Raw genomic sequence first — 18,785 nt, 5'->3', positions numbered from 1 at the left:
GACCGGGCGGCCCTTTTCTATTGTCCGAGAATGCCGCCCCGGCTTTCGCCGGGGTAGCAGCCGTGGAGCGCCCTTACAGCGCCCCGTGGCAGTGCTTGTACTTGTTGCCCGATCCGCAAGGGCACGGGGCGTTGCGGCTGACGCGGCCCGCCCATTGCGCGGGATCCTCACCCAGCGCCTCGGCATCGGGGCGCGGTATCTGCAGCGCGGGGAGTTCGTTCGAGATCAAACCAGCGGCACCCGCATCCCAATCAGCGCTGTTGTCGATCCCGGTCAGCGGATCGATGTGCGTGGTCAGGAAGTCCGGCAGCTCGGGAAGCTCGGGCGGCGGCGAGAACTGGAACTCGGCCCAAGCCAGGGTGCGGGTCACATCCTCGCGGATGTTGCCAAGCATCCGCTCGAACATCGCAAAGGCTTCCTGCTTATACTCGTTGATCGGCGTCTTCTGCGCATAGGCGCGCAGATGGACGACCTGGCGCAGCGCATCGAGCGTACCCAGATGCTCCTTCCAGTGATGGTCCAGATTCTGGAGCAGGATCGACTTTTCGATCTGCATCCAGGTCTCGGGGTCGAGATCGTCGGACTTGGTCTTCACCCGCGTATCGGCAAGCTCGCGGACGCGGTTCTCGACGTCCTCGGGCTCGATCCCGTCCTGCTCGGCGATCCAGGTCTCGATTGGAACCTCGATGCCCAGCGTCTTCTGGACATTCTCCTTGAGGCCTTCGACGTCCCACTGCTCGGGATAGGTCTCGGCCGGACAGAAGCGGCCGACCAGGTCGTTGACCGTCTCCGCGCGCATGTCCTCGACCACGTCGCCAACCGTCTCGGCGTCCATGATGTCCGCGCGCTGCTCGTACACCACCTTGCGCTGGTCGTTCATGACGTCGTCATACTCAACGACCTGCTTGCGGATGTCGTAGTTGCGCGCCTCGACCTTCTTCTGCGCGGTCTCGATCGCCTTGGTCAGCCACTTGCTGCCGATCGCCTCGCCATCGGCGATGTTGTTGCGCATCATCTTCGCGAACAGCGTGTCCGGACCGAAGATGCGCAGCAGATCGTCGTCGAGGCTCAAATAGAAGCGCGACAGGCCGGGATCGCCCTGACGGCCCGAACGGCCGCGCAGCTGGTTGTCGATGCGGCGGCTTTCATGCCGCTCGGTGCCGAGCACGAACAGGCCGCCGGCTTCGAGCACCTTGGTCTTTTCGGCCGAGACCTCGGCCTTGATCTGCTCGATCGCCGCGTCGCGTTCCGGCCCTTCGACCATGTCCTTCAGCTCGTCCTCGACGCGGAACTCGACGTTACCGCCGAGTTGGATGTCGGTGCCGCGGCCCGCCATGTTGGTGGCGATCGTCACTGCGCCCAGACGGCCGGCCTGCGCCACGATATGCGCCTCATTCTCATGCTGGCGCGCGTTGAGCACCGAGTGATCGACGCCTTCCTTGGCGAGATATTCGGACAGCAGTTCCGACTTCTCGATCGAAACCGTGCCGACCAGCACCGGCTGGCCCTTCGCCGCATGCTCCTTGATCGAGCGGGCGATGGCGATGAACTTGTCCTGCTGGGTCTTGTAGAACTCGTCGTCCTGATCGACGCGCTGCACCGGCTTGTTGGTCGGGATGGTGACCACGTTCATCTTGTAGATGTCGAAGAACTCGGGCGCCTCGGTCGCCGCCGTGCCGGTCATGCCCGACAGCTTGGGGTACATGCGGAAATAATTCTGGAAGGTAATGCTGGCGAGCGTCTGGTTCTCCGGCTCGATGTTCACGCCTTCCTTGGCCTCGACCGCTTGGTGCAGACCGTCCGACCAGCGGCGGCCGTCCATCATGCGTCCGGTGAATTCGTCGATGATGACGACCTTCCCGTCCTTGACGATATAGTCGATGTCGCGCTTGCGCATGACGTTCGCCTGCAGCGACTGATTGAGGTGGTGCACCACCTGGGTGTTCTCGAAATCGTAGAGATTGTCCCCCTGCAGCAGCCCCGCCGTCTCGAGCATGCGCTCGACGGTCTCGGTGCCTTCCTCGGTGAGGATGACGCTCTTCTGCTTCTCGTCCTTTTCGTACAGCTTCTCATCGAGCTGCTTCACCACCGCATCGACCTGCATGTACAGCTCCGACTTGTCGTCGGTCGGGCCCGAGATGATCAGCGGCGTACGCGCTTCGTCGATCAGCACCGAGTCGACTTCGTCCACGATCGCCATCGCGAAGGGACGCTGCACCATCGATGCACGCTCATACTTCATGTTGTCGCGCAGATAGTCGAAGCCGAATTCGTTGTTCGTGCCGTAGGTGATGTCGGCATGATACGCCTCGCGGCGCTGGTGATCGGCGAGGTTGGGGACGATCACGCCCACGGTCAGGCCGAGGAACTTGTAGATCTGCCCCATCCACTCGGCGTCGCGGCGGGCGAGATAGTCGTTGACGGTGATGACGTGGACGCCCTGCGCCGGCAGCGCGTTGAGATAGGTGGCGAGCGTCGCCACCAGCGTCTTGCCCTCGCCCGTACGCATCTCGGCAATCTCGCCGCGATGGAGCACGATGCCGCCGATCATCTGGACATCGAAATGGCGCATGCCGAGCACGCGGCGCGATGCCTCACGCACCGTGGCGAAGGCCTCGGGAAGGATCGAGTCGATCTTCTCGCCATTCGCGAGCCGCTCGCGGAACTTCACGGTCTGTGCCGAGAGCTCCTCGTTCGAGAGGGCTTCGAGCGCTGGCTCGAATGCGTTGATCTTCTGAACAATGGCCCCGAGGCCTTTGACGTAACGGTCGTTGGACGAGCCGAACAGGGATTTGGCCAAACCGCCGAGCATGATGGATTCCAGTCTGATGAAATTGCGGGATGCGCGCCCGCACGGCGGACGCAAGGATTCGGTATGCGAAGAGGGCCACCCGAGGGCGGCGGTGCGGCTATTCCAGCCGGCGCTCGCTCGTCAGGCGCGCGGGACGGAGCGCCGGCGCGTCGTGAATTGCGAAGAGCGCTGCCGCAGGCTGCTGCGGCATTGCGACGGGGATGGCGGTGCGGGCCTTGGCGACGGCAGCGACGGCCTCAGCCGCGACTTCGGCGGCGCGGGTAATCGCCGTCTCGCTCTGCCGCTGCGCCGCGCGCAGGTCGCGGTCGCCGGCGAAAGCACCGGTAAGACCCGCCAGCAGTGCGGAAAGAAACAGCAGCAATTGCACGATTCTAGCCTGTAGCATCCCCATGTTGCCCGCCGCTGAACGGCAGGCCGTTGCGGACATAGGGCGGGAGTCGGCTTCCTCCAACCCCAAAAGCGCGGAATGCTATTCCGCCAGTACCCAGCGGACGGGCAGGATCGCGGGAACGGCGACCGGCTGACCGTCCACCCGCTTCGGCTCATACCGCGCCTCTGCCGCAATACGGAACGCCGCCTGATCCAGATCCGGAGACCCCGAGCTGCTGTGCACCCTGCAATCGACGAGGCGTCCCGTCACCTCCAGCGTGCATCGAAGCTGGGTCAGCCCCTGTTCCTCGCGCGCCTTCGCCGCTGCGGGATAGAAAGGCTCGACCGGCGGCATGTAGATCTGGCGCGGCGGAGTCACTTCACCCGATTGCGGGGACGCTCCCGCCAGCAGCACGGAAAGGAGGAACGGGTTCATTCCACGATCTCCCAGCGGAAGCGCAATCGTTTGTTCTGCTCGACCGCCCGGCCCTCCGCATCGAGCGCCGGATGGTAGCGTGCACGCTCGGTAATCAGCGTGCAGGTGGTGCGATCAAGCGATTGCGATCCCGAACTCTGCACAACCTTGCAGTCCGAAATCCGTCCCTTTGGCGTAACGATGAATTCGATGCCGACCGCTCCCTGCTCGTTGTTGCGGAGCGCCTCGGCAGGATAGTCGTCATTCGTCACCCACGATGCCGGATTGGAGCTGGCGCGCGCACCTGCTGCGCCGCGCGCGCTTTCAGGCGGGGGCAGAAGAGTCTCCCGTTGCGGCACCTCGGACGGCGCCCCGGCATCGCGCGATTGCGGGGCCGTCTCGCGCATCTGGGTCGACAGGAAGATCCCCCCGCTCGCGATGACCAGCGCCAGGACGATCAGGCCGGGTACCCGCGAACCGCCGCCCGGCCGTACCGGAGCGCCGGGACCGCGATCGCGCAGTTGCTCGTCCAGCCGCATTCAGCCCCCTCTTCGGCGCACCACTTCGCACCCGACGCGTGCGTCGGGATAGACGTCGAGTTTCATCGAACGCACCTTGACTTCGCGCACCCGCGGGTCGGCGGCAAGCGCCAGCTGCGCGACGTCCTCGCACAGGGTCTCCTGCAACTCGATGTGCCGCTCCGAACTCAGGGCGCGGATGCCTTCGCGCAGATAATCATAATCAACCACCGCTCCGATCCGGTCCTCGGGCACCGCATCATAGGCACAGGTCAGCCACACGCTTACCGCCACTCGCTGCGGCGCGGCGCGCTCATGATCGTGGATGCCAAGGCCGATGACGACCTCCAGCCCTTCGAGCAGGATCGTATACTCAGCCATGCGGGCGCGCTCGGCCCTCGAACATCACATCCCCCTCGCGGCGCACGAAACGCTGGCCGCAATCGACGAAGACATTCTGCCCGGTAATGCTGCGCGCGGTGAGCAGGTGCCCGACCGTGCGTGCAATGTCCGCCACGTCCACCCGTCGCTCAAGCAGATTGCGCGATGCCACCGCAGCAAACTCGACTTCGCTCTGGTCGAGGCTCGGCAGCGAGATGCCGGGCGACACCGCATTGACCCGGATGCGCGGTGCCAGTGTCATCGCCAGCAGCCGCGTCGCCTCGGCGAGGCCGGCCTTGCTCAGCGTATAGGTCAGGAAATCGGGATTGGGATTGTCGAGCTTCTGGTCGAGCAGGTTGACGATCGCGCCGTCGCCGAGGCCGGTCTGCGCCGCCATCGCCGAGGCGAGCAGCAGCGGCGCGCCGAGGTTGACGTGCATATGCCGGTCAAGCCCGGCATAGTCGGCCACCGGCAGTGCGTCCCAGGCGAAGAGCGAGGCGTTGTTGACCAGCCCATCGACCGGCCCGCCCAGCGCCTCCGCTGCGGCCTGCACCAGCCCGCGCGTTTCGGCGGCATCGGCGAGATCGGCGGTGACGAGCGCGACACCGAGTTCCGCTGCCAGCGCCTCCGCCTCGTCATGCGAGTCATGATGGTGCACGGCGACCTTGTGTCCGGCGGACACCAGATGCCGCACGATCGCCGCACCGATCCGCCGCGCGCCGCCGGTGACGAGGACGCGCACTAGGATCTAAACCCGCTTGCAACGAGGTCGAGACGGAGGCGAATTGGGCGCCAGGCTAGGAGCAAGGAGGGAGCGATGGGGTGCATCGTGACCGACGCGCGACGACGCATGGCACCCAATTCGGCCCGCCGCTGCGCGGTCGCCCGTGGCAGGCCGCCGAACAGCGTCGCTTGCTTGCGCGTAGCTTCGGCTACGCGACTGCGCAGCGCTCCTTGTCGGCGGCCTTCCACGGGCGATCTCGATCCTCGTTGCAAGCGGGTTTAGACCCTTAGTAGCCCATCAGCGCCAGCACTTCCTTGCGGCTGCGCTCATCCTCGCGGAACACGCCCATCATCCGGCTGGTGACCATGCCGACGCCGGGGGTGCGCACGCCACGCGCGGTCATGCAGGCATGGCTCGCCTCGATCACCACCGCGACGCCGCGCGGATGGAGGTGGTTCCAGATGCAGTCGGCGACCTCCGCGGTCAGCCGCTCCTGCACCTGCAGCCGCCGCGCATAGGCATGGAGCACGCGCGCGAGCTTCGAGATGCCGACGACATGATCCTGCGGCAGATAGGCGATCGACGCCTTGCCGATGATCGGCGCCATGTGATGCTCGCAATGCGACTGGAAAGGGATGTCCTTCAGCAGCACGATCTCGTCATAGCCGCCCACCTCCTCGAAGATGCGCGACAGGTGATGCGCAGGGTCTTCACCATAGCCCTGGCAATATTCCTTCCAGGCGCGCGCGACGCGCTTGGGCGTATCGATCAGCCCTTCCCGAGTCGGATCGTCGCCGGCCCAGCGCAGAATCGTGCGCACCGCCTCCGCAACCTCGTCCGGAACCGCGATCTTGGGCGGCGAAGCGACGATATCGCCGTCATCGGGCTCATCGTGATCGTGACAGCTCATCGTCCTGCAAATCCTGTGTTTTTGTGCGTGACGCTACGGCAAGCACGCCTGCCTGTGTTGCGCTTCGGCAACAACCCTGCCTGAACCGGAATAGCAAGCATTTCCGCGGGATTCCTAGCGTGATTTGACGTTGACGTAAGGATTCGGGGAACGGTAGCTTCCGCAACAACACACACAGGTGACCGACAAAGAAGCGGCACCGCCCCAGAGAGGAGGCCTTTCATGCGGAAGTTCCAACTGCTCACCGCGTCTGCCATCGCGCTGATGGCTACAACCCCCGCCTTTGCACAGGATACCGCCCCGGCCGCACCCGCCGCCGAGGAGGATGAAGTCGTCGTCGTTACCGCCACCGGCCGCGCCCAGGCGGCGCAGGATGTGCCGATCGCGGTCAGCGTCGTCGGCGCCGAGCAGCTCGAGAATGCCGGCGTCAGCGACATTCGCGGCCTGCGCCAGGTCACACCGAGCCTTCAGGTGACCACGGGCCAGTCGGCCGCAACCGGCGTGGTGCTGCGTATCCGCGGCATCGGCACTGCGGGCGACAACCCCGGCTTCGAACCGGCGGTGGGCGTGTTCATCGACGGCGTGTTCCGCGCCCGCGCCGGCGTCGCGCTGTCCGACCTGCCCCCGATCGATCGCGTCGAAGTGCTGCGCGGCCCGCAGGGGACGCTGTTCGGCCGCAACACCTCGGCCGGCGCGCTCAGCATCACAACGCAGGGCCCGTCGTTCGACCTCGGCGGCTATCTCGAGGCGAGCTACGGCAACTACAACGAAATCGAAGTCAAAGGCGGCATCACCGGCGGCGTGACCGAGCAGCTCGCGCTGCGCGTAGACGGCGGCTATCACAAGCGTGACGGCTATATCACCGATCCAAACACCGGCCGCGACTTCAACAATGTCGACCGCTGGTTCGTGCGCGGCCAGGCGAAGTTCGAGACCGCGGATGTCACCTTCCGCCTGATCGGCGACTATGCACAGACGGATGAGGCGTGCTGCGGCGCGCTCAATTCCGGATCGGGCTTCGAACTGCTTCCGTCCGGCCGAGACACCACCACCACCGGCGGCGTCCTTGGCTTCATCACCAGCAACCTGATCGAAGCGCTGGCGGGCACTCCCGCGCTGGGCGGTGCGGTTGGCCGCGACGGCATCGTCCGGCCGTTCGATCGCAAAGGGCGGCAGATGGCGACATCGCCCAACCGTGACCTGACCGAGAAGGTCAAGGAATGGGGTATTTCGGGACAGCTCGACTGGAATCTGGGCGACATCACCCTCACCTCGATCACCGCCTATCGTGACTGGCGCGCAGTGCGTAGCCAGGACATCGACTTCTCGGGCGCCGACCGCGCCTATCGCGACGGCTATCGCACGGGCATCAAGGACTTCACCCAGGAACTCCGCCTCAAGGGCAGCGCCTTCGACGGCAAGCTCGACTGGCTCGTCGGCGGCTTCTACCTCAACGAGAAGCTGAACCTGACCGATGTGGTCCGCTACGGCACCCAGGCCGACCAGTTCGTCGATGGCATCTTCAGCCAGCTGACCCGGAACGCGCTGCTGCCCAACGGCGCGCAGCTGTTCGGGACCCTGGGTGCGGGCGTGCCGTTGTTCGGGCAGGTCGCCTTTTCGCAGATGACCCCGGCGCAGCAGGCGGCGATTCTTGCAAATCCCGGCGTGCGCGACACCTTCCTCCAGCCGATCCCGCGCACGCCGAACGGCGCCGGTCAGCAGGCCGATCGCTACAAGGTGGACACCCAGGCGTTCGCGCTGTTCACGCACAACATCATCAACTTCACCGACAATCTGTCGCTGACGCTGGGTCTGCGCTACAACCGCGAGACCAAGAAGATCGACGCCAACCTCAACGCGTCGGTGCCGTCGTGCAGCTTCTGGCTCAATCCGAATTCGGCTCTGTTCCGCCAGGCGCTGATGTCGCAGGGGGCGAGCCCGTCCAACCCGCTTGGGCTGTTCAGCCTCGCCCATCTCTACACCTGCAACCCGACCATCAACTCGGAGTTCAACGGCGCGTATAACGGCAAGCGGACCGAGGACGAGTTCACCGGCACTGCGAAGCTCGCGTTCAAGCTCTCCGACAACTATCTGCTCTATGGCGGCTATGACCGCGGCTACAAGTCGGGCGGCTACAACCTCGATCGCGGCTCGTTCGACTCGCGGCTGCTCGGCGGCAATGGCGCGCAGATCAGCGATCTCGAGTTCGGCAACGAGTTGGTCGACGCATTCGAAGTCGGTTTGAAGAGCAATCCGATCCGCGGCCTCCAGATCAACCTCGCGGGCTTCTATCAGGAGTTCAAGGGTTACCAGAACAACTCGTTCGAGGGCACGCGCTTCGTCACCCGCAACTTCGCCAAGGTGATCTCGAAGGGCATCGAGCTTGAATCGGTGATCCGTCCAAGCTCGAACCTGACCTTCGCGCTCAACTACACCTTGCTCGACACCGAAGTGAAGGATCCGCTCGCCGGTTCGGACAATGGCAAGCCGCTGACCAACTCGCCGCGCAACGTGATCACCGGCGCGGTGACCTGGACCCCGCAGATCAGCGAGAATGTCGGCGCGCTGTTCCATGTCGACTGGCGTACCAACAGCGATTCGAACACGATCAACAATCCGATCGCCCGGCCGTACACCACCAATGACGGCTACAGCATCGTCAATGCGCGCGTCGGTCTGAACTTCGGCGAAGGCGGCCGGTTCGGGATCGAGGCCTATGTCGAGAATCTGTTCGACACCTATTACAACATCACCTCGTTCCCGGTCCCTGAGCAGGGCGCCAGCTTCGCGGTCTACCCCGCGCCGCCGCGCTTCTACGGCGTGAAGGCACGCGTGAAGTTCTAAGGGCCCAAACCCGACCAGCCGGGCCATTCCGGCGACTGGAGGGCGCGTCCGGGCAACCGGGCGCGCCCTTCGCCGTTATGCCCCCTGTGGAGAGAATCGGCTCGGTATGCGTCCGTGGGGAACGCGTTGCGGCGTGCAAACCGTTCGAGGGTGCGCTCAGAGGGCGAGTTCTCCACAAACAAACGCCCGTTATGGTCTTGAAAGGCCATCAAGTACGTGCATCGCGTAAAGAACCACAGTACATCGTCTTCCAGCGACAACGGTGGGAACGCAGCCCACAAGCCGTCGGCGCTGGAGCATATCTGAGCCCGGGGGCTTGTCACCGGCTCACAGAGGAGAAGAAAATATGGCGGAAAAGAAGGCATCCGGCGGGGCCCGTGGCGGCATCGCGAAGCCCGTCACCCCCTCGGCCGACCTCGCCGCGATCGTCGGCGCTGGCCCGCTGCCGCGCAGCGAGATCGTCAGCAAGATGTGGGATCACATCAAGAAGAACAATCTCCAGAACCCCGCCAACAAGCGTGAGATCCTGGCCGACGACAAGCTGAAGAAGGTCTTCGGCGGTGACAAGGCGACGATGTTCGAGCTGAACAAGCACATCGCCAAGCACGTCAGCTAATCCACGGCCGGCATTTCTGCCGGCCAGGACAGCGGAAAGCCCCCGAGGTTCGTACCTCGGGGGCTTTTTCTATGGCTCCGCGCTTGGTCCGGAAAGCCGTCGTTAAGGCGCATGCATGGAGTGTCGCGGTTGGCCCATCCGCCCCGGGAGGATCGCATGTCACGCCTTCGCCTGCTTGCCACCGGCATTGCGCTGCTCGGATTGAGCGCACCCGCCCATGCCTGCCGGCTCAGCGTCCAATTGCAGCTCGACGACGTCCAATATGCAAGCACCGTCGTGGTCGGCCGCATCGTGAACTACCGGATCATTCTAGACCGGGAATTCCGCCGGAAGATGCTGGCATCCCCCAAACTTCCGCAGGATTTGCGCAAGATCTACGAGGGGCCGACGGGCATCCTGAGCGACTATGCGCGTTTCGACATCGAGGTGGATGAGGTGCTGGCGGGCAAAGCCGGCCGAACGATCGCCGCGACCTGGGACAATTCGACATTCGGAGAGCCCAAGCAGATGCCCAGCGGCCCCTTTCTGATCGCTCTGCGGGACCCGAGCGCGCCTTTACCGCCGCTACGCGGCCCCAGCGGAACCATTCTCCCGAACCGCGATCCGCAATCGCTCACGGTGCTTCAGGCGCCGTGTGCGGGCCCATTCATCCTCGAAGCCGGCAGCGCCGATGCGCAAAAAATCCGTGCGACCCTGTCCGCCTCGCAATAGGCCTTCGCTACCAGTTGAAGCGCAGCGATCCCGTCACGGTGCGTCCGGCACCGAAATAGCAGCTGTTGTTGAACGGACACGCGCTGACGTGCCGCGTATCGAACAGGTTCGCGGCGTTCACCGCCAGGCTGAAGCCGGTCAGCGCGCTGCTCGCCTTGCCAAGGTCGTAGCCCAGCATCGCATCGACCAGCGTGAACGAGTCCGTCGTGAAACGCTCGAAGATCGCGACCCCGTTTACGACCTTATACTGGGTGGTGCCGTCGGAACCGCCGACATAGCGCACGCCAGCGCCGAGCTTCAGCCCGCCGAGCGGCCCCGTCAGTGCGGCGTTGCGGCCAAAATCATAGGAGACAAAGCCCGAGGCGAGCCATTCGGGCGTCCCGAGCTGACGGGTACCCGTGGTGGTCGGAACCGCGCCAACCGTCGCGGTTGCCGCCTGCGCCTTGGTCCCCTGGGTGATAATCGCATCGGTGTAACTGGCCGCGACGATCACATCGAGCCCGCGAACGACCTCGCCCCGCCCTTCCAGCTCGACGCCGCGCACTCGCACCTCGCCGATCTGGATCTGCGAATTCGACGGCAGGCCGTTGGCGGGCGCGCCGGGGTCCGCGACCGGCACCTTGCGCCGCCGCAGGTCATAGACTGAAGCGGTGAAGATCGCATTGGTACCCCGGGGCTGGAACTTCAGCCCCGCCTCGTACTGCCGTCCGGTCACCGGCTCGAACGGCTCGGTCCGCAAGGGGTTGGTATCCGGCACATAGCGGGTCCCGGTCTGCGGCTCGAACGATTCCGAGAAGCTGAAATAGGGTGAGAGGCCGAATTCGAACTCGTAGAGCGCGCCCAGCCGCGCCGTGAAGGCGTTCTGCGACAGGAAGCTCGCGGCACCGTTGCTGCCAGCTGCAACCCGCTTGTTGCGTGTGGTCTGGTCGTACCAGTCGAAGCGGCCGCTCGCGATCAGCTGGAGCCTGCCGATCGCGATCTGGTCCTGCAGGTAGACCCCGACCTGGGTACGCTTGCCATAGGTGTTGACGTAGCCGGACGAGAGCAGGGTCAGGTCGAAGCTGGGCATCGCGCCGCCATAGACCGGGTTGGACAGGCTGAGGTTCGGGATGCTGGTCAGCGGATTCGTCGAGACGCCCGTATTGAACTGCTGGAAATTCTCACCCGTGATGCTCTGATAGTCGATGCCGGCCAGGACATTGTGCTGCACCGGCCCGGTCGCGAACTTCGCGGCGAAGTGATTGTCGAGCGTCAGCGTGTCAAAATCCTCGTCCGCGCCGCCGCCGCCGCGGATGATCGTCGAAAAGTCGCTGTTGTTCGCCGCCGTCCGCGCGAAGCCCGCGACATAGAGCTGGCGGTAGCTCAACTGGTTATTCTGGAAGCGGAAGTTCGAACGGAAGCTGAGATTGTCGTTGAATTCGTGGCGGAAGAAGGCGGCGATCGCCTTCTGCTTGTGGTCGTAGCGCTCATAGGCGGGATCGCCGGTATTGATGTCGCGCGGCAATTCCCCGAACGGGTTGGCCAGCACCGAGCCATAGGCCGGCACGCCCGAGTAGCCGCCACCCGAAGGTGAGCGCTGATAGGTGGCGATCACGGTCAAGCTGGTCCGGTCGGTCGGCGCGAAGGTGATCATCGGGCTGACATGATAGCGTTCGCTGAACGTGCCCTGCGTCAGCCCGTCCCCCTTTTGCCAGCCGCCGACGACGCGGAACAGCAGCCGCCCCTGGCTGTCGAGCGGCTGGTTGACATCGGCCACGGCGCGCAGCGTGTCGTAATTGCCGGCCTGCAGCTCGACCCGGCCGAACGCGGTCGCCTCGGGCATCTTGCTGACGAGGTTGACCAGGCCACCCGGGGTCGAGTTGCCGTAAAGAACCGATGCCGGACCCTTGACGATGTCGATCCGCTCGACGCGGTTGAAGTCGATCTGCGGGGTCGAATAGGGCCCAGCGATCAGCCGCATCCCGTCCTGATAGACGCCCGGCGCGAAACCGCGCAGGATCAGCTGGTCATAGCGCGTGACCATGCCGCCGCGCTGGTTGGGCGAAACGCCGGCGACATAGCCCAGCGCCTGATTGATCGACTGCGCGTTGCGCAGCGTCAGTTCATCACCGTCGATCACGGTGATGCTCTGCGGGGTCTCCATCAACGGCGTGTCGGTCTTGGTGCCCGATCCGGTACCTTTGGTGTTGACGCCGGTGATGACCACAGTTTCGCCGCGGCCATCTTCCGCCTCGTCGCCCTCGTTCGCAGCAGCGAGCATCGGCATTGCCAGCGCACAGGCGACCAATGCAGACCGTGACAGGCCGTTGAACGATTTTCCGGAACGGCGAACGATCTGCATCTTGCACCCCTGCTAATGATAACGATTCGCAGGCGCGTTAGAAGCATGAATGAGATGTTGCAAGCGCGAAGGGACGCGGCAGCTCCGGCACGACGGCGCGTACCGGAGCCGGGCCGCGATCGCTCAGGCTACGCTGGGCTGGCTGACGCGCACGATCGTCAGATTGCGCTCGCGGCCGTCGCGATCGGGCCACAGGATCTGCTGCCCCTCGCGCAGCCCGATCAGCCCGGCGCCGATCGGGGTGAGGATCGAGATGCGGCCCGCGGCGATATCCGCATCCTGCGGCCAGGCGAGCGTCACGGTGCGCGCGACGCCGCTCGCCTCATCCCGATACTCGACCTCGGCCCCCATCGTCACCACGTCCTTGGGCATTGCCGTCGCACGATGGGTCCTCGCCCGCGTCGTCTCGCGCAGCAGCAGCTCGCTGACCTGCGGCATCGCGGTTTCGATATTCATGGCCAGCTCCGAAAGCCGCTCGGCCTCGGTATCGATCATATGGATTTGCGGCCGCGTCCGGGCCGCGCGCGTCGCGCTCATTGTCATTTCTCCTGAAGGCAGAACACGCCCTTCCCGATGGAAAGACGGTGCGGATCACCGATCCTTGGCCCCGAGCTCCTCGGGACATGCCGGTGGAGAGCCCGGGGCTAGACGCCCGCCAGGAGTTGTCCCGCATGGGTGCGGTATCGCCGCCGATGTTCGGAACAAGACATAGCGCGAAGATGTGCGTGCCCGTCCACGAAGTCAAACCATCCGGCGGCTGAAGAAGGAAAAATGGTGACCCCGGCGCGATTCGAACGCGCGGCCCTCAGATTAGGAATCTGATGCTCTATCCTGCTGAGCTACGGAGCCACTCGACGCCCCAATAACCAGCTTTGGCAGCGGCGGCCAACCCCGTTTACAGGGGCGGCGGATCAATTGCGCTGTTCGGGCGGCACGACCGGCAGCGGCAGCGGCGCGACGGCCACGCCCTCCTCGATCAGCGCCTTCGCCTCTTCGGCGCTGGCCTGGCCATGGATCGGCGCGTGCACCTCCTCCCCAAGATGCATCGCGCGTGCCTTGTCGGCAAAGGCCATGCCCACCCATTGCGAGCCTTCGAGCATCTTCGCCTGCGCTTCGGCGAGTGCGGCCATCAGCTGCTTTGGGTCGGGTTTTGCGGACGGTGAGGTATCGCTGCGCCGGTTGCCCTTGGCCGCGACATTGGGCGCCATCACCGCTTTGTCGATCGCGTTGTCGCCGCACATCGGGCAGACGATCAGCGATCGCGTGCGCTGGCTTTCATAGTCCGCGCTCGATCCGAACCAAGCCTCGAACACATGGCCGCCGCCGCATTTGAGGTCGAACACGATCACGCGACCACCTCCACCGGCGGGATCGCGCGGCGATGGGCCAGCGCAGGAACGCGCGAACGCACGTCGGCGACACGCGCCGGATCGATCTCGGCAAAGCCGAGGCCCGTGCCTTCGCCCATGTCGAGCAGCACTTCGCCCCAGGGGTCGATGGCAAGGCTATGGCCATAGGTCGCGCGGCCATCCTCATGCTCGCCCGTCTGCGCGGCGGCGATGACATGCACCCCCGCCTCGATCGCGCGCGCGCGCAGCAGCACATGCCAGTGCGCCTGCCCGGTCGGGCGCGTAAATGCGGCGGGCACCGCCAACAAGGTCGCGCCCGCATCGGTGAGCGCGCGGAACAGGTCCGGGAAACGCAGGTCGTAGCAGATGGCGAGGCCAAGCTTGCCCAGCGGCGTTTCGACCACCGCCGCCCCCGCGCCCGGCGCATAGGCGTCGGATTCACGCCAACGCTCGCCAGTGGGCAGGTCGACGTCGAACAGGTGCAACTTGTCGTAGCGTGCGCGGATTTCGCCGCTGCCGTCGATCACGAAGCCGCGATTGACGAAACGATCGTCCATCTCGCCCTTGAGCGCGAGCGATCCCAGATGCACCCAGACACCATGCTTCGCCGCCGCCTCACGCACCGCCGCCAGGACGCGATCCTCGCCCTCACCGACGATATTCGCCGAGGCGCGCTCGCGCTGGCGATCGAGCAATCCGGACATCTCCGGCGTAAACAGCATCGCCGCGCCGCCCGACGCCGCCCGCGCGACGCCATCCGCCAGCGTGCGGGCATTGGCGAGCGGGTCGATCCCGCTCGTCATCTGGAGGATCGCAGCCTTCATTGGCCGAGCAGCGCGTCCAGCCTGCCCTCGCGCTCCAGCACCGCCAGATCGTCCGATCCGCCGATATGCGCGCCGTCGATGAAGATCTGCGGCACGGTGGTGCGGCCATTGGCGCGCTGGACCATTTCCGCACGTTTCGGCCCGCCCATCGTCAGGTCGAATTCCTCGTAATCGGCGCCCTTGCTGTCGAGCAGCGCCTTGGCCCGCGCGCAATAGCCGCAGAACGCCTTGGTATAGATTTCGATCTTTGCCATCGCCTTCCGAGGTGAGAGCGCAGAACCCGCTTGTCAATCTTCGGCATCGGGGTCGAGCACGCGCGCCCAGCACAGCACCGTCACCCTTGCCGCGCCCGCGCGCTTGATCACCCGCACACAGGCATCGGTGGTCGCGCCGCTGGTGTGGACGTCGTCGACCAACACGACCGCCTTGCCCTTGAGCATGTCGCGCGCATTCGGAGCAGCTGCGAACGCGCCCGCCACAGCCTTTACCCGCCCGCGGGCACCAAGACCGCGCAGCACCGGAGTCGCCTTCACCCGGCCAAGCAGATCGAAAGCGACGGGTATATTCGTGCGCCGCGACAGTTCGCGCGCGATCAGCGCCGCCTGGTTGAATCCCCGCCCCCAGATACGCCAGCGGTGCAGCGGCACCGGCACAAGGAGTTCAGCCTCTTCGGGCATCAATCGCTCCATCAGCCGGGCAGCGGTCGCGGCATAGGCGGTTCGGCGGCCATATTTGAGGCGGAGCGCGAGCGTGCGTGCCGCGGGGCCATAGGCGACCGCCGCGCGCACCCCGTCATGCACGGGCGGTATGGCGAGGCACTGACCGCATTGTGCCAACGGCCCGCGATCATAATCGAAGGGGAGGTTACAGCTCGCGCACCAGGGCGGCGCGATCAGCCTTAGCCCGCCCCAGCAAGCGGCACAGAAGCGGTGGTCAGCATCGACCACCTCGCCGCAGCCCGGGCAGCGCGGCGGGATCGCCAGTGCGACAAGCTTCCGGACCGGTTCGGCTACCCCCATCATGCTCCCCCGTCCCGCTTGTCGCGCGCGGACGAAATCGGCACAAGCCGCCGCGTGACCGCAACGACTCCCCCAGAGATCTTCGACCGCGTTCGCCGTCGTGCCCGCCGCGACCGCGCCGCCCCCCGTTTCGCCGATGCCGCGTTCATCCGCGACTGGATGCTGGAAGGGATAATGGAGCGGCTCGGCGCGGTGCGCCGCGACTTCACCGACATCCTCGACCTCGGCTGTTTCGACGGCAGCTTCATGCCCCCGCCGGGCGCGCGCGCGACCCGGATCGATGCGGGCGCACGCTTCGCCGCGATGGCCGGCGGGACGCAGGGGGAAGAGGATCAGCCGCATTTCCCCGAAGCCAGCTTCGATCTCGTCATCGCCGCGGGCAGCCTCGACACGGTCAACGACCTGCCCGGCGCGCTTAGCCTGATCCGCCGGGTACTTCGCCCCGATGGCCTGTTCCTTGGCGCCTTCCTGGGCGGCTCCACCCTCTCAACCCTCCGGTCGGTCTTGCTTGAAGCCGAGGCCGAGCGGCCCGCCGCACGCGTGCATCCGCAGGTGGATGTGCGCGCCGCCGGCGATCTGCTGATGCGCGCGGGCTTCGCGCTGCCGGTCGCCGACGTCGAAACGCTCAGCGTTCGCTATGCCAGCCTGTTCGATCTGGTGCGCGACCTGCGCGGGATGGCGGGGACCAGCCTGTTGCCGTCCTCTCCGCCGCTGAGCCGCGCGACGGTTGCGCGCGCCGCCGCCGGGTTCGCCGCACGCGCCGACGCAGAGGGCCGCACCACGGAGCGGTTCGACACGATCTTCCTGACCGGCTGGGCACCCGACCCTTCTCAGCCCCAGCCGGCCCGCCGCGGTTCGGCGACGGCATCGCTGGCGGCGGCCCTGAAACCCCGGGCCTAGCGCCCGGGTCTAGATCAACGCCTCGAGCAGCCCGATCAGCGGCTTGTCGGCAGGCGGCATCTCCAGCCGGTGCAGTTCGAGCGGGCGCACCCATTTGAGGCCGGTCGCGTGGTGCGCCTGCGGCACGCCGCTCCATTTGCGCAGCGCATAGAGAAGCAGCAGCAGATGCCGGTCGCCGAGCGATTCGCTCGCAAAGGTTGCGGGGGCAAGGCAGGCGCGCTCGACGCTGATGCCCAATTCCTCCTCGAGCTCGCGGCATAGTGCCGCCTCGGGCAGCTCGCCAGGGTCGACCTTGCCGCCCGGAAACTCCCACAGCCCTGCCATCGGCTTGCCCGGCGGGCGTTGCTGAACCAGCACGCGGCCATCGCCATCCACCAGCGCGGCGGCAACGACCATCAGGAGTTCACGCGGCTTAACCTCCGAATCGGAGTGGCTAGAATCCGGCATCGACATTTCGTTAATCTTGTTTCCCTAGTTTCCAGTAATTCAACTTGAACGAGGTTGTACGGATGCGAGTGCCGACAACAGTTTCCAGCCGTCTATTGCATTGCCGCCGCGCTGCAACCGCTGTTGAATACGGCCTTATCCTTGCGCTGGTCGTTCTTGCGGTGATGGCTGCGCTCATTGGACTCGCTGACGTCACAAGCTCCATGTGGACCAACGTCAGCGATGCTGTGCAGGCCGCTCGATGATTTGACGCGACTCGGCGCGTCTAAGTCCTTTGTTAACTTCCCACCCGTAATTTCCGTCCTTGCTGGACACGGGCTTTACCCGCGGACAGCCGGGTAACTGAAGCCAAGTGAACAGGATGGAGACCGGTATGAAGACGATCCGCAAGATTTTTGGCAACAAGAAGGGCGCGACCGCCATCGAGTACGGCCTGATCGCCGCTCTGATCGCCGTCGCCGCGATTGCCGCGATGCAGGGCCTGGGCAACCAGCTCAAGACCACCTTCGGCAACGTTTCGTCGAACATGAAGGCTGGCTAAGCCTTCCGACGAACGCGAAAGACGGGGCGGCGGACTCAAGGGTCCGCCGCCCTTTTTCGTGGGCGGCTGTGCAGCAGTGGCACCGCCCGCGCGCCGAAGCTGGAGCAGGGTTCAGGCGCGGCCCATTGCAAGGAACTTCGCGCGGCGGCTCTGGCGCAGCGATTCGGGGCTCTGCCCGGCAAGTTCCTTGAGCGCCGACTCGATCGCATCCCCCAACGCATCGATCGCCGCATCGCGATCGCGGTGCGCGCCGCCCAACGGCTCCGGCACGATCGTATCGATCACCCCGAGTTCCTTGAGGTGCTGCGCGGTGACCTTCATCGCCTCTGCCGCTTCGGGGGCCTTGTCGGCGGTGCGCCACAGGATCGACGCGCAGCCTTCGGGCGAGATCACCGAATAGACGGCGTGCTCCATCATCAGCACGCGGTTACCCGCGGCGAGCGCCACCGCGCCACCCGAGCCGCCCTCGCCCAGGATCGATGCGACCAGCGGCACGCCAGCGTTTAGGCACGCTTCGGTCGAGCGGGCGATCGCTTCGGCCTGGCCGCGCTCCTCGGCCTCCATGCCGGGGAATGCGCCCGAGGTATCGACCAGGGTGATCACGGGGATGCCGAACTTGCCGGCCAGCTCGACAAGGCGAATCGCCTTGCGATAGCCTTCAGGCTTGCCCATGCCGAAATTGTGCTTGAGGCGGCTGGCGGTATCGTCGCCCTTCTCGTGCCCGATCACCATCACCCGCTGCCCGCGGAACCGGCCGAGGCCGCCCTGGATGGCCGCATCGTCGGCAAAGGCCCGGTCACCGCCAAGCGGCATGAAATCGTCGATCAGCCGCGCGACATAATGCTTGAAGTGCGGCCGCTCCGGATGGCGTGCGACCAGCGTCTTTTGCCACGGGGTGAGACGCGCATAGGCGTCGCGCAGGAATTTGTCCGACTTGGCCTGAAGCTTCGCGACTTCGCTGTCGATGTCGACCTCGCCGCCGGCTGCGGCGTCGCGGAGCTCGTCGATGCGGGCCTGAAGCTCGGCAATCGGCTTCTCGAATTCGAGGAAAGTAGCCATCGCGG

General features: G+C 65.5%; 20 protein-coding genes and 1 tRNA gene. 5 read left to right on the top strand and 16 right to left on the bottom strand.

The genetic code is table 11. From position 1 onward, the window contains the following. Positions 1-73: 73 nt before the first annotated feature. The 7 genes from secA to folE form a co-directional block, all read right to left on the bottom strand. On the bottom strand, positions 74-2,812 hold the full coding sequence (gene secA, locus AC07TU_RS07370; protein ID WP_495187270.1) for a preprotein translocase subunit SecA: 2,739 nt from the start codon (positions 2,810-2,812) through the stop codon (positions 74-76). Between the two features lie 97 nt (positions 2,813-2,909). Then, positions 2,910-3,179: a hypothetical protein gene (locus tag AC07TU_RS07365; RefSeq protein ID WP_495187269.1), complete on the bottom strand. Its 270-nt coding sequence runs from the start codon at positions 3,177-3,179 to the stop codon at positions 2,910-2,912. Between the two features lie 102 nt (positions 3,180-3,281). Next, positions 3,282-3,617 (bottom strand): energy transducer TonB, encoded by a 336-nt coding sequence (locus AC07TU_RS07360; protein WP_495187268.1) that lies wholly within the window; start codon positions 3,615-3,617, stop codon positions 3,282-3,284. Next, positions 3,614-4,135: an energy transducer TonB gene (locus AC07TU_RS07355; protein WP_495187267.1), complete on the bottom strand. Its 522-nt coding sequence runs from the start codon at positions 4,133-4,135 to the stop codon at positions 3,614-3,616. The genes AC07TU_RS07360 and AC07TU_RS07355 overlap by 4 nt, the downstream gene beginning before the upstream one ends. Then, a complete protein-coding gene (locus AC07TU_RS07350) occupies positions 4,136-4,495 on the bottom strand; it encodes a dihydroneopterin aldolase (protein ID WP_495187266.1) in 360 nt (119 codons plus the stop codon). Further along, on the bottom strand, positions 4,488-5,237 hold the full coding sequence (locus AC07TU_RS07345; RefSeq protein ID WP_495187265.1) for an SDR family oxidoreductase: 750 nt from the start codon (positions 5,235-5,237) through the stop codon (positions 4,488-4,490). The genes AC07TU_RS07350 and AC07TU_RS07345 overlap by 8 nt, the downstream gene beginning before the upstream one ends. 268 nt (positions 5,238-5,505) lie before the next feature. Further along, positions 5,506-6,129: a GTP cyclohydrolase I FolE gene (gene folE, locus AC07TU_RS07340; protein WP_495187264.1), complete on the bottom strand. Its 624-nt coding sequence runs from the start codon at positions 6,127-6,129 to the stop codon at positions 5,506-5,508. A gap of 222 nt (positions 6,130-6,351) precedes the next feature. Here folE and AC07TU_RS07335 point away from each other — a divergent pair, with 222 nt between their 5' ends. From AC07TU_RS07335 to AC07TU_RS07325, 3 genes are all read left to right on the top strand, one after another. Then, positions 6,352-8,973 carry a TonB-dependent receptor gene (locus tag AC07TU_RS07335; RefSeq protein ID WP_495187263.1) on the top strand — a complete coding sequence of 874 codons (2,622 nt, stop codon included), beginning with the start codon at positions 6,352-6,354 and terminating at the stop codon, positions 8,971-8,973. Positions 8,974-9,319: 346 nt separating this feature from the next. Continuing rightward, the gene (locus tag AC07TU_RS07330) at positions 9,320-9,589 is read left to right on the top strand and encodes an SWIB/MDM2 domain-containing protein (protein ID WP_066574787.1); all 270 of its coding nucleotides are present in this window, start codon (positions 9,320-9,322) and stop codon (positions 9,587-9,589) included. 156 nt (positions 9,590-9,745) lie between these two features. Continuing rightward, positions 9,746-10,300: a hypothetical protein gene (locus AC07TU_RS07325; protein ID WP_495187262.1), complete on the top strand. Its 555-nt coding sequence runs from the start codon at positions 9,746-9,748 to the stop codon at positions 10,298-10,300. Between the two features lie 7 nt (positions 10,301-10,307). Here the strand turns inward: AC07TU_RS07325 and AC07TU_RS07320 are convergent, their stop codons facing one another. The 7 genes from AC07TU_RS07320 to AC07TU_RS07290 all read right to left on the bottom strand — a co-directional run bounded on the left by AC07TU_RS07320 (position 10,308) and on the right by AC07TU_RS07290 (position 15,836). Next, a complete protein-coding gene (locus AC07TU_RS07320) occupies positions 10,308-12,641 on the bottom strand; it encodes a TonB-dependent siderophore receptor (RefSeq protein ID WP_495187261.1) in 2,334 nt (777 codons plus the stop codon). Between the two features lie 123 nt (positions 12,642-12,764). Further along, positions 12,765-13,178, bottom strand: coding sequence for a nucleoside diphosphate kinase regulator (gene rnk, locus AC07TU_RS07315; protein WP_495187260.1), 414 nt, complete (start codon positions 13,176-13,178; stop codon positions 12,765-12,767). Positions 13,179-13,413: 235 nt separating this feature from the next. Continuing rightward, positions 13,414-13,490 (bottom strand) — tRNA-Arg (locus tag AC07TU_RS07310). 62 nt (positions 13,491-13,552) lie between these two features. Next, positions 13,553-13,990 carry a DUF1178 family protein gene (locus AC07TU_RS07305; RefSeq protein WP_495187259.1) on the bottom strand — a complete coding sequence of 146 codons (438 nt, stop codon included), beginning with the start codon at positions 13,988-13,990 and terminating at the stop codon, positions 13,553-13,555. Then, positions 13,987-14,814: a carbon-nitrogen hydrolase family protein gene (locus tag AC07TU_RS07300; protein WP_495187258.1), complete on the bottom strand. Its 828-nt coding sequence runs from the start codon at positions 14,812-14,814 to the stop codon at positions 13,987-13,989. The genes AC07TU_RS07305 and AC07TU_RS07300 overlap by 4 nt, the downstream gene beginning before the upstream one ends. Continuing rightward, on the bottom strand, positions 14,811-15,068 hold the full coding sequence (gene grxC, locus AC07TU_RS07295) for a glutaredoxin 3 (protein ID WP_495187257.1): 258 nt from the start codon (positions 15,066-15,068) through the stop codon (positions 14,811-14,813). The genes AC07TU_RS07300 and grxC overlap by 4 nt, the downstream gene beginning before the upstream one ends. A 33-nt stretch (positions 15,069-15,101) precedes the next feature. Beyond that, positions 15,102-15,836, bottom strand: coding sequence for a double zinc ribbon domain-containing protein (locus AC07TU_RS07290; protein ID WP_495187256.1), 735 nt, complete (start codon positions 15,834-15,836; stop codon positions 15,102-15,104). Positions 15,837-15,887: 51 nt separating this feature from the next. Between AC07TU_RS07290 and AC07TU_RS07285 the strand changes: the two genes are divergently transcribed. After that, positions 15,888-16,733, top strand: a complete 846-nt coding sequence (locus AC07TU_RS07285) for a methyltransferase domain-containing protein (RefSeq protein ID WP_495187255.1) — start codon at positions 15,888-15,890, stop codon at positions 16,731-16,733. A 9-nt stretch (positions 16,734-16,742) separates the two neighbouring features. On the opposite strand, the gene AC07TU_RS07280 is transcribed toward AC07TU_RS07285, so the two are convergent. After that, on the bottom strand, positions 16,743-17,129 hold the full coding sequence (locus AC07TU_RS07280) for a (deoxy)nucleoside triphosphate pyrophosphohydrolase (protein ID WP_495187254.1): 387 nt from the start codon (positions 17,127-17,129) through the stop codon (positions 16,743-16,745). Positions 17,130-17,553: 424 nt separating this feature from the next. Between AC07TU_RS07280 and AC07TU_RS07275 the strand changes: the two genes are divergently transcribed. Continuing rightward, positions 17,554-17,721: a Flp family type IVb pilin gene (locus tag AC07TU_RS07275; protein WP_066574808.1), complete on the top strand. Its 168-nt coding sequence runs from the start codon at positions 17,554-17,556 to the stop codon at positions 17,719-17,721. A 111-nt stretch (positions 17,722-17,832) separates the two neighbouring features. Here the strand turns inward: AC07TU_RS07275 and AC07TU_RS07270 are convergent, their stop codons facing one another. Beyond that, positions 17,833-18,780 carry an acetyl-CoA carboxylase carboxyltransferase subunit alpha gene (locus AC07TU_RS07270; RefSeq protein ID WP_495187253.1) on the bottom strand — a complete coding sequence of 316 codons (948 nt, stop codon included), beginning with the start codon at positions 18,778-18,780 and terminating at the stop codon, positions 17,833-17,835. Positions 18,781-18,785: the final 5 nt, after the last annotated feature.

This window comes from Sphingomonas sp. GW821-FHT03E12 (assembly GCF_059420685.1).
Note: the sequence above shows the minus strand (reverse complement) of the source record. Positions and strands in the feature narration are given on the sequence as shown.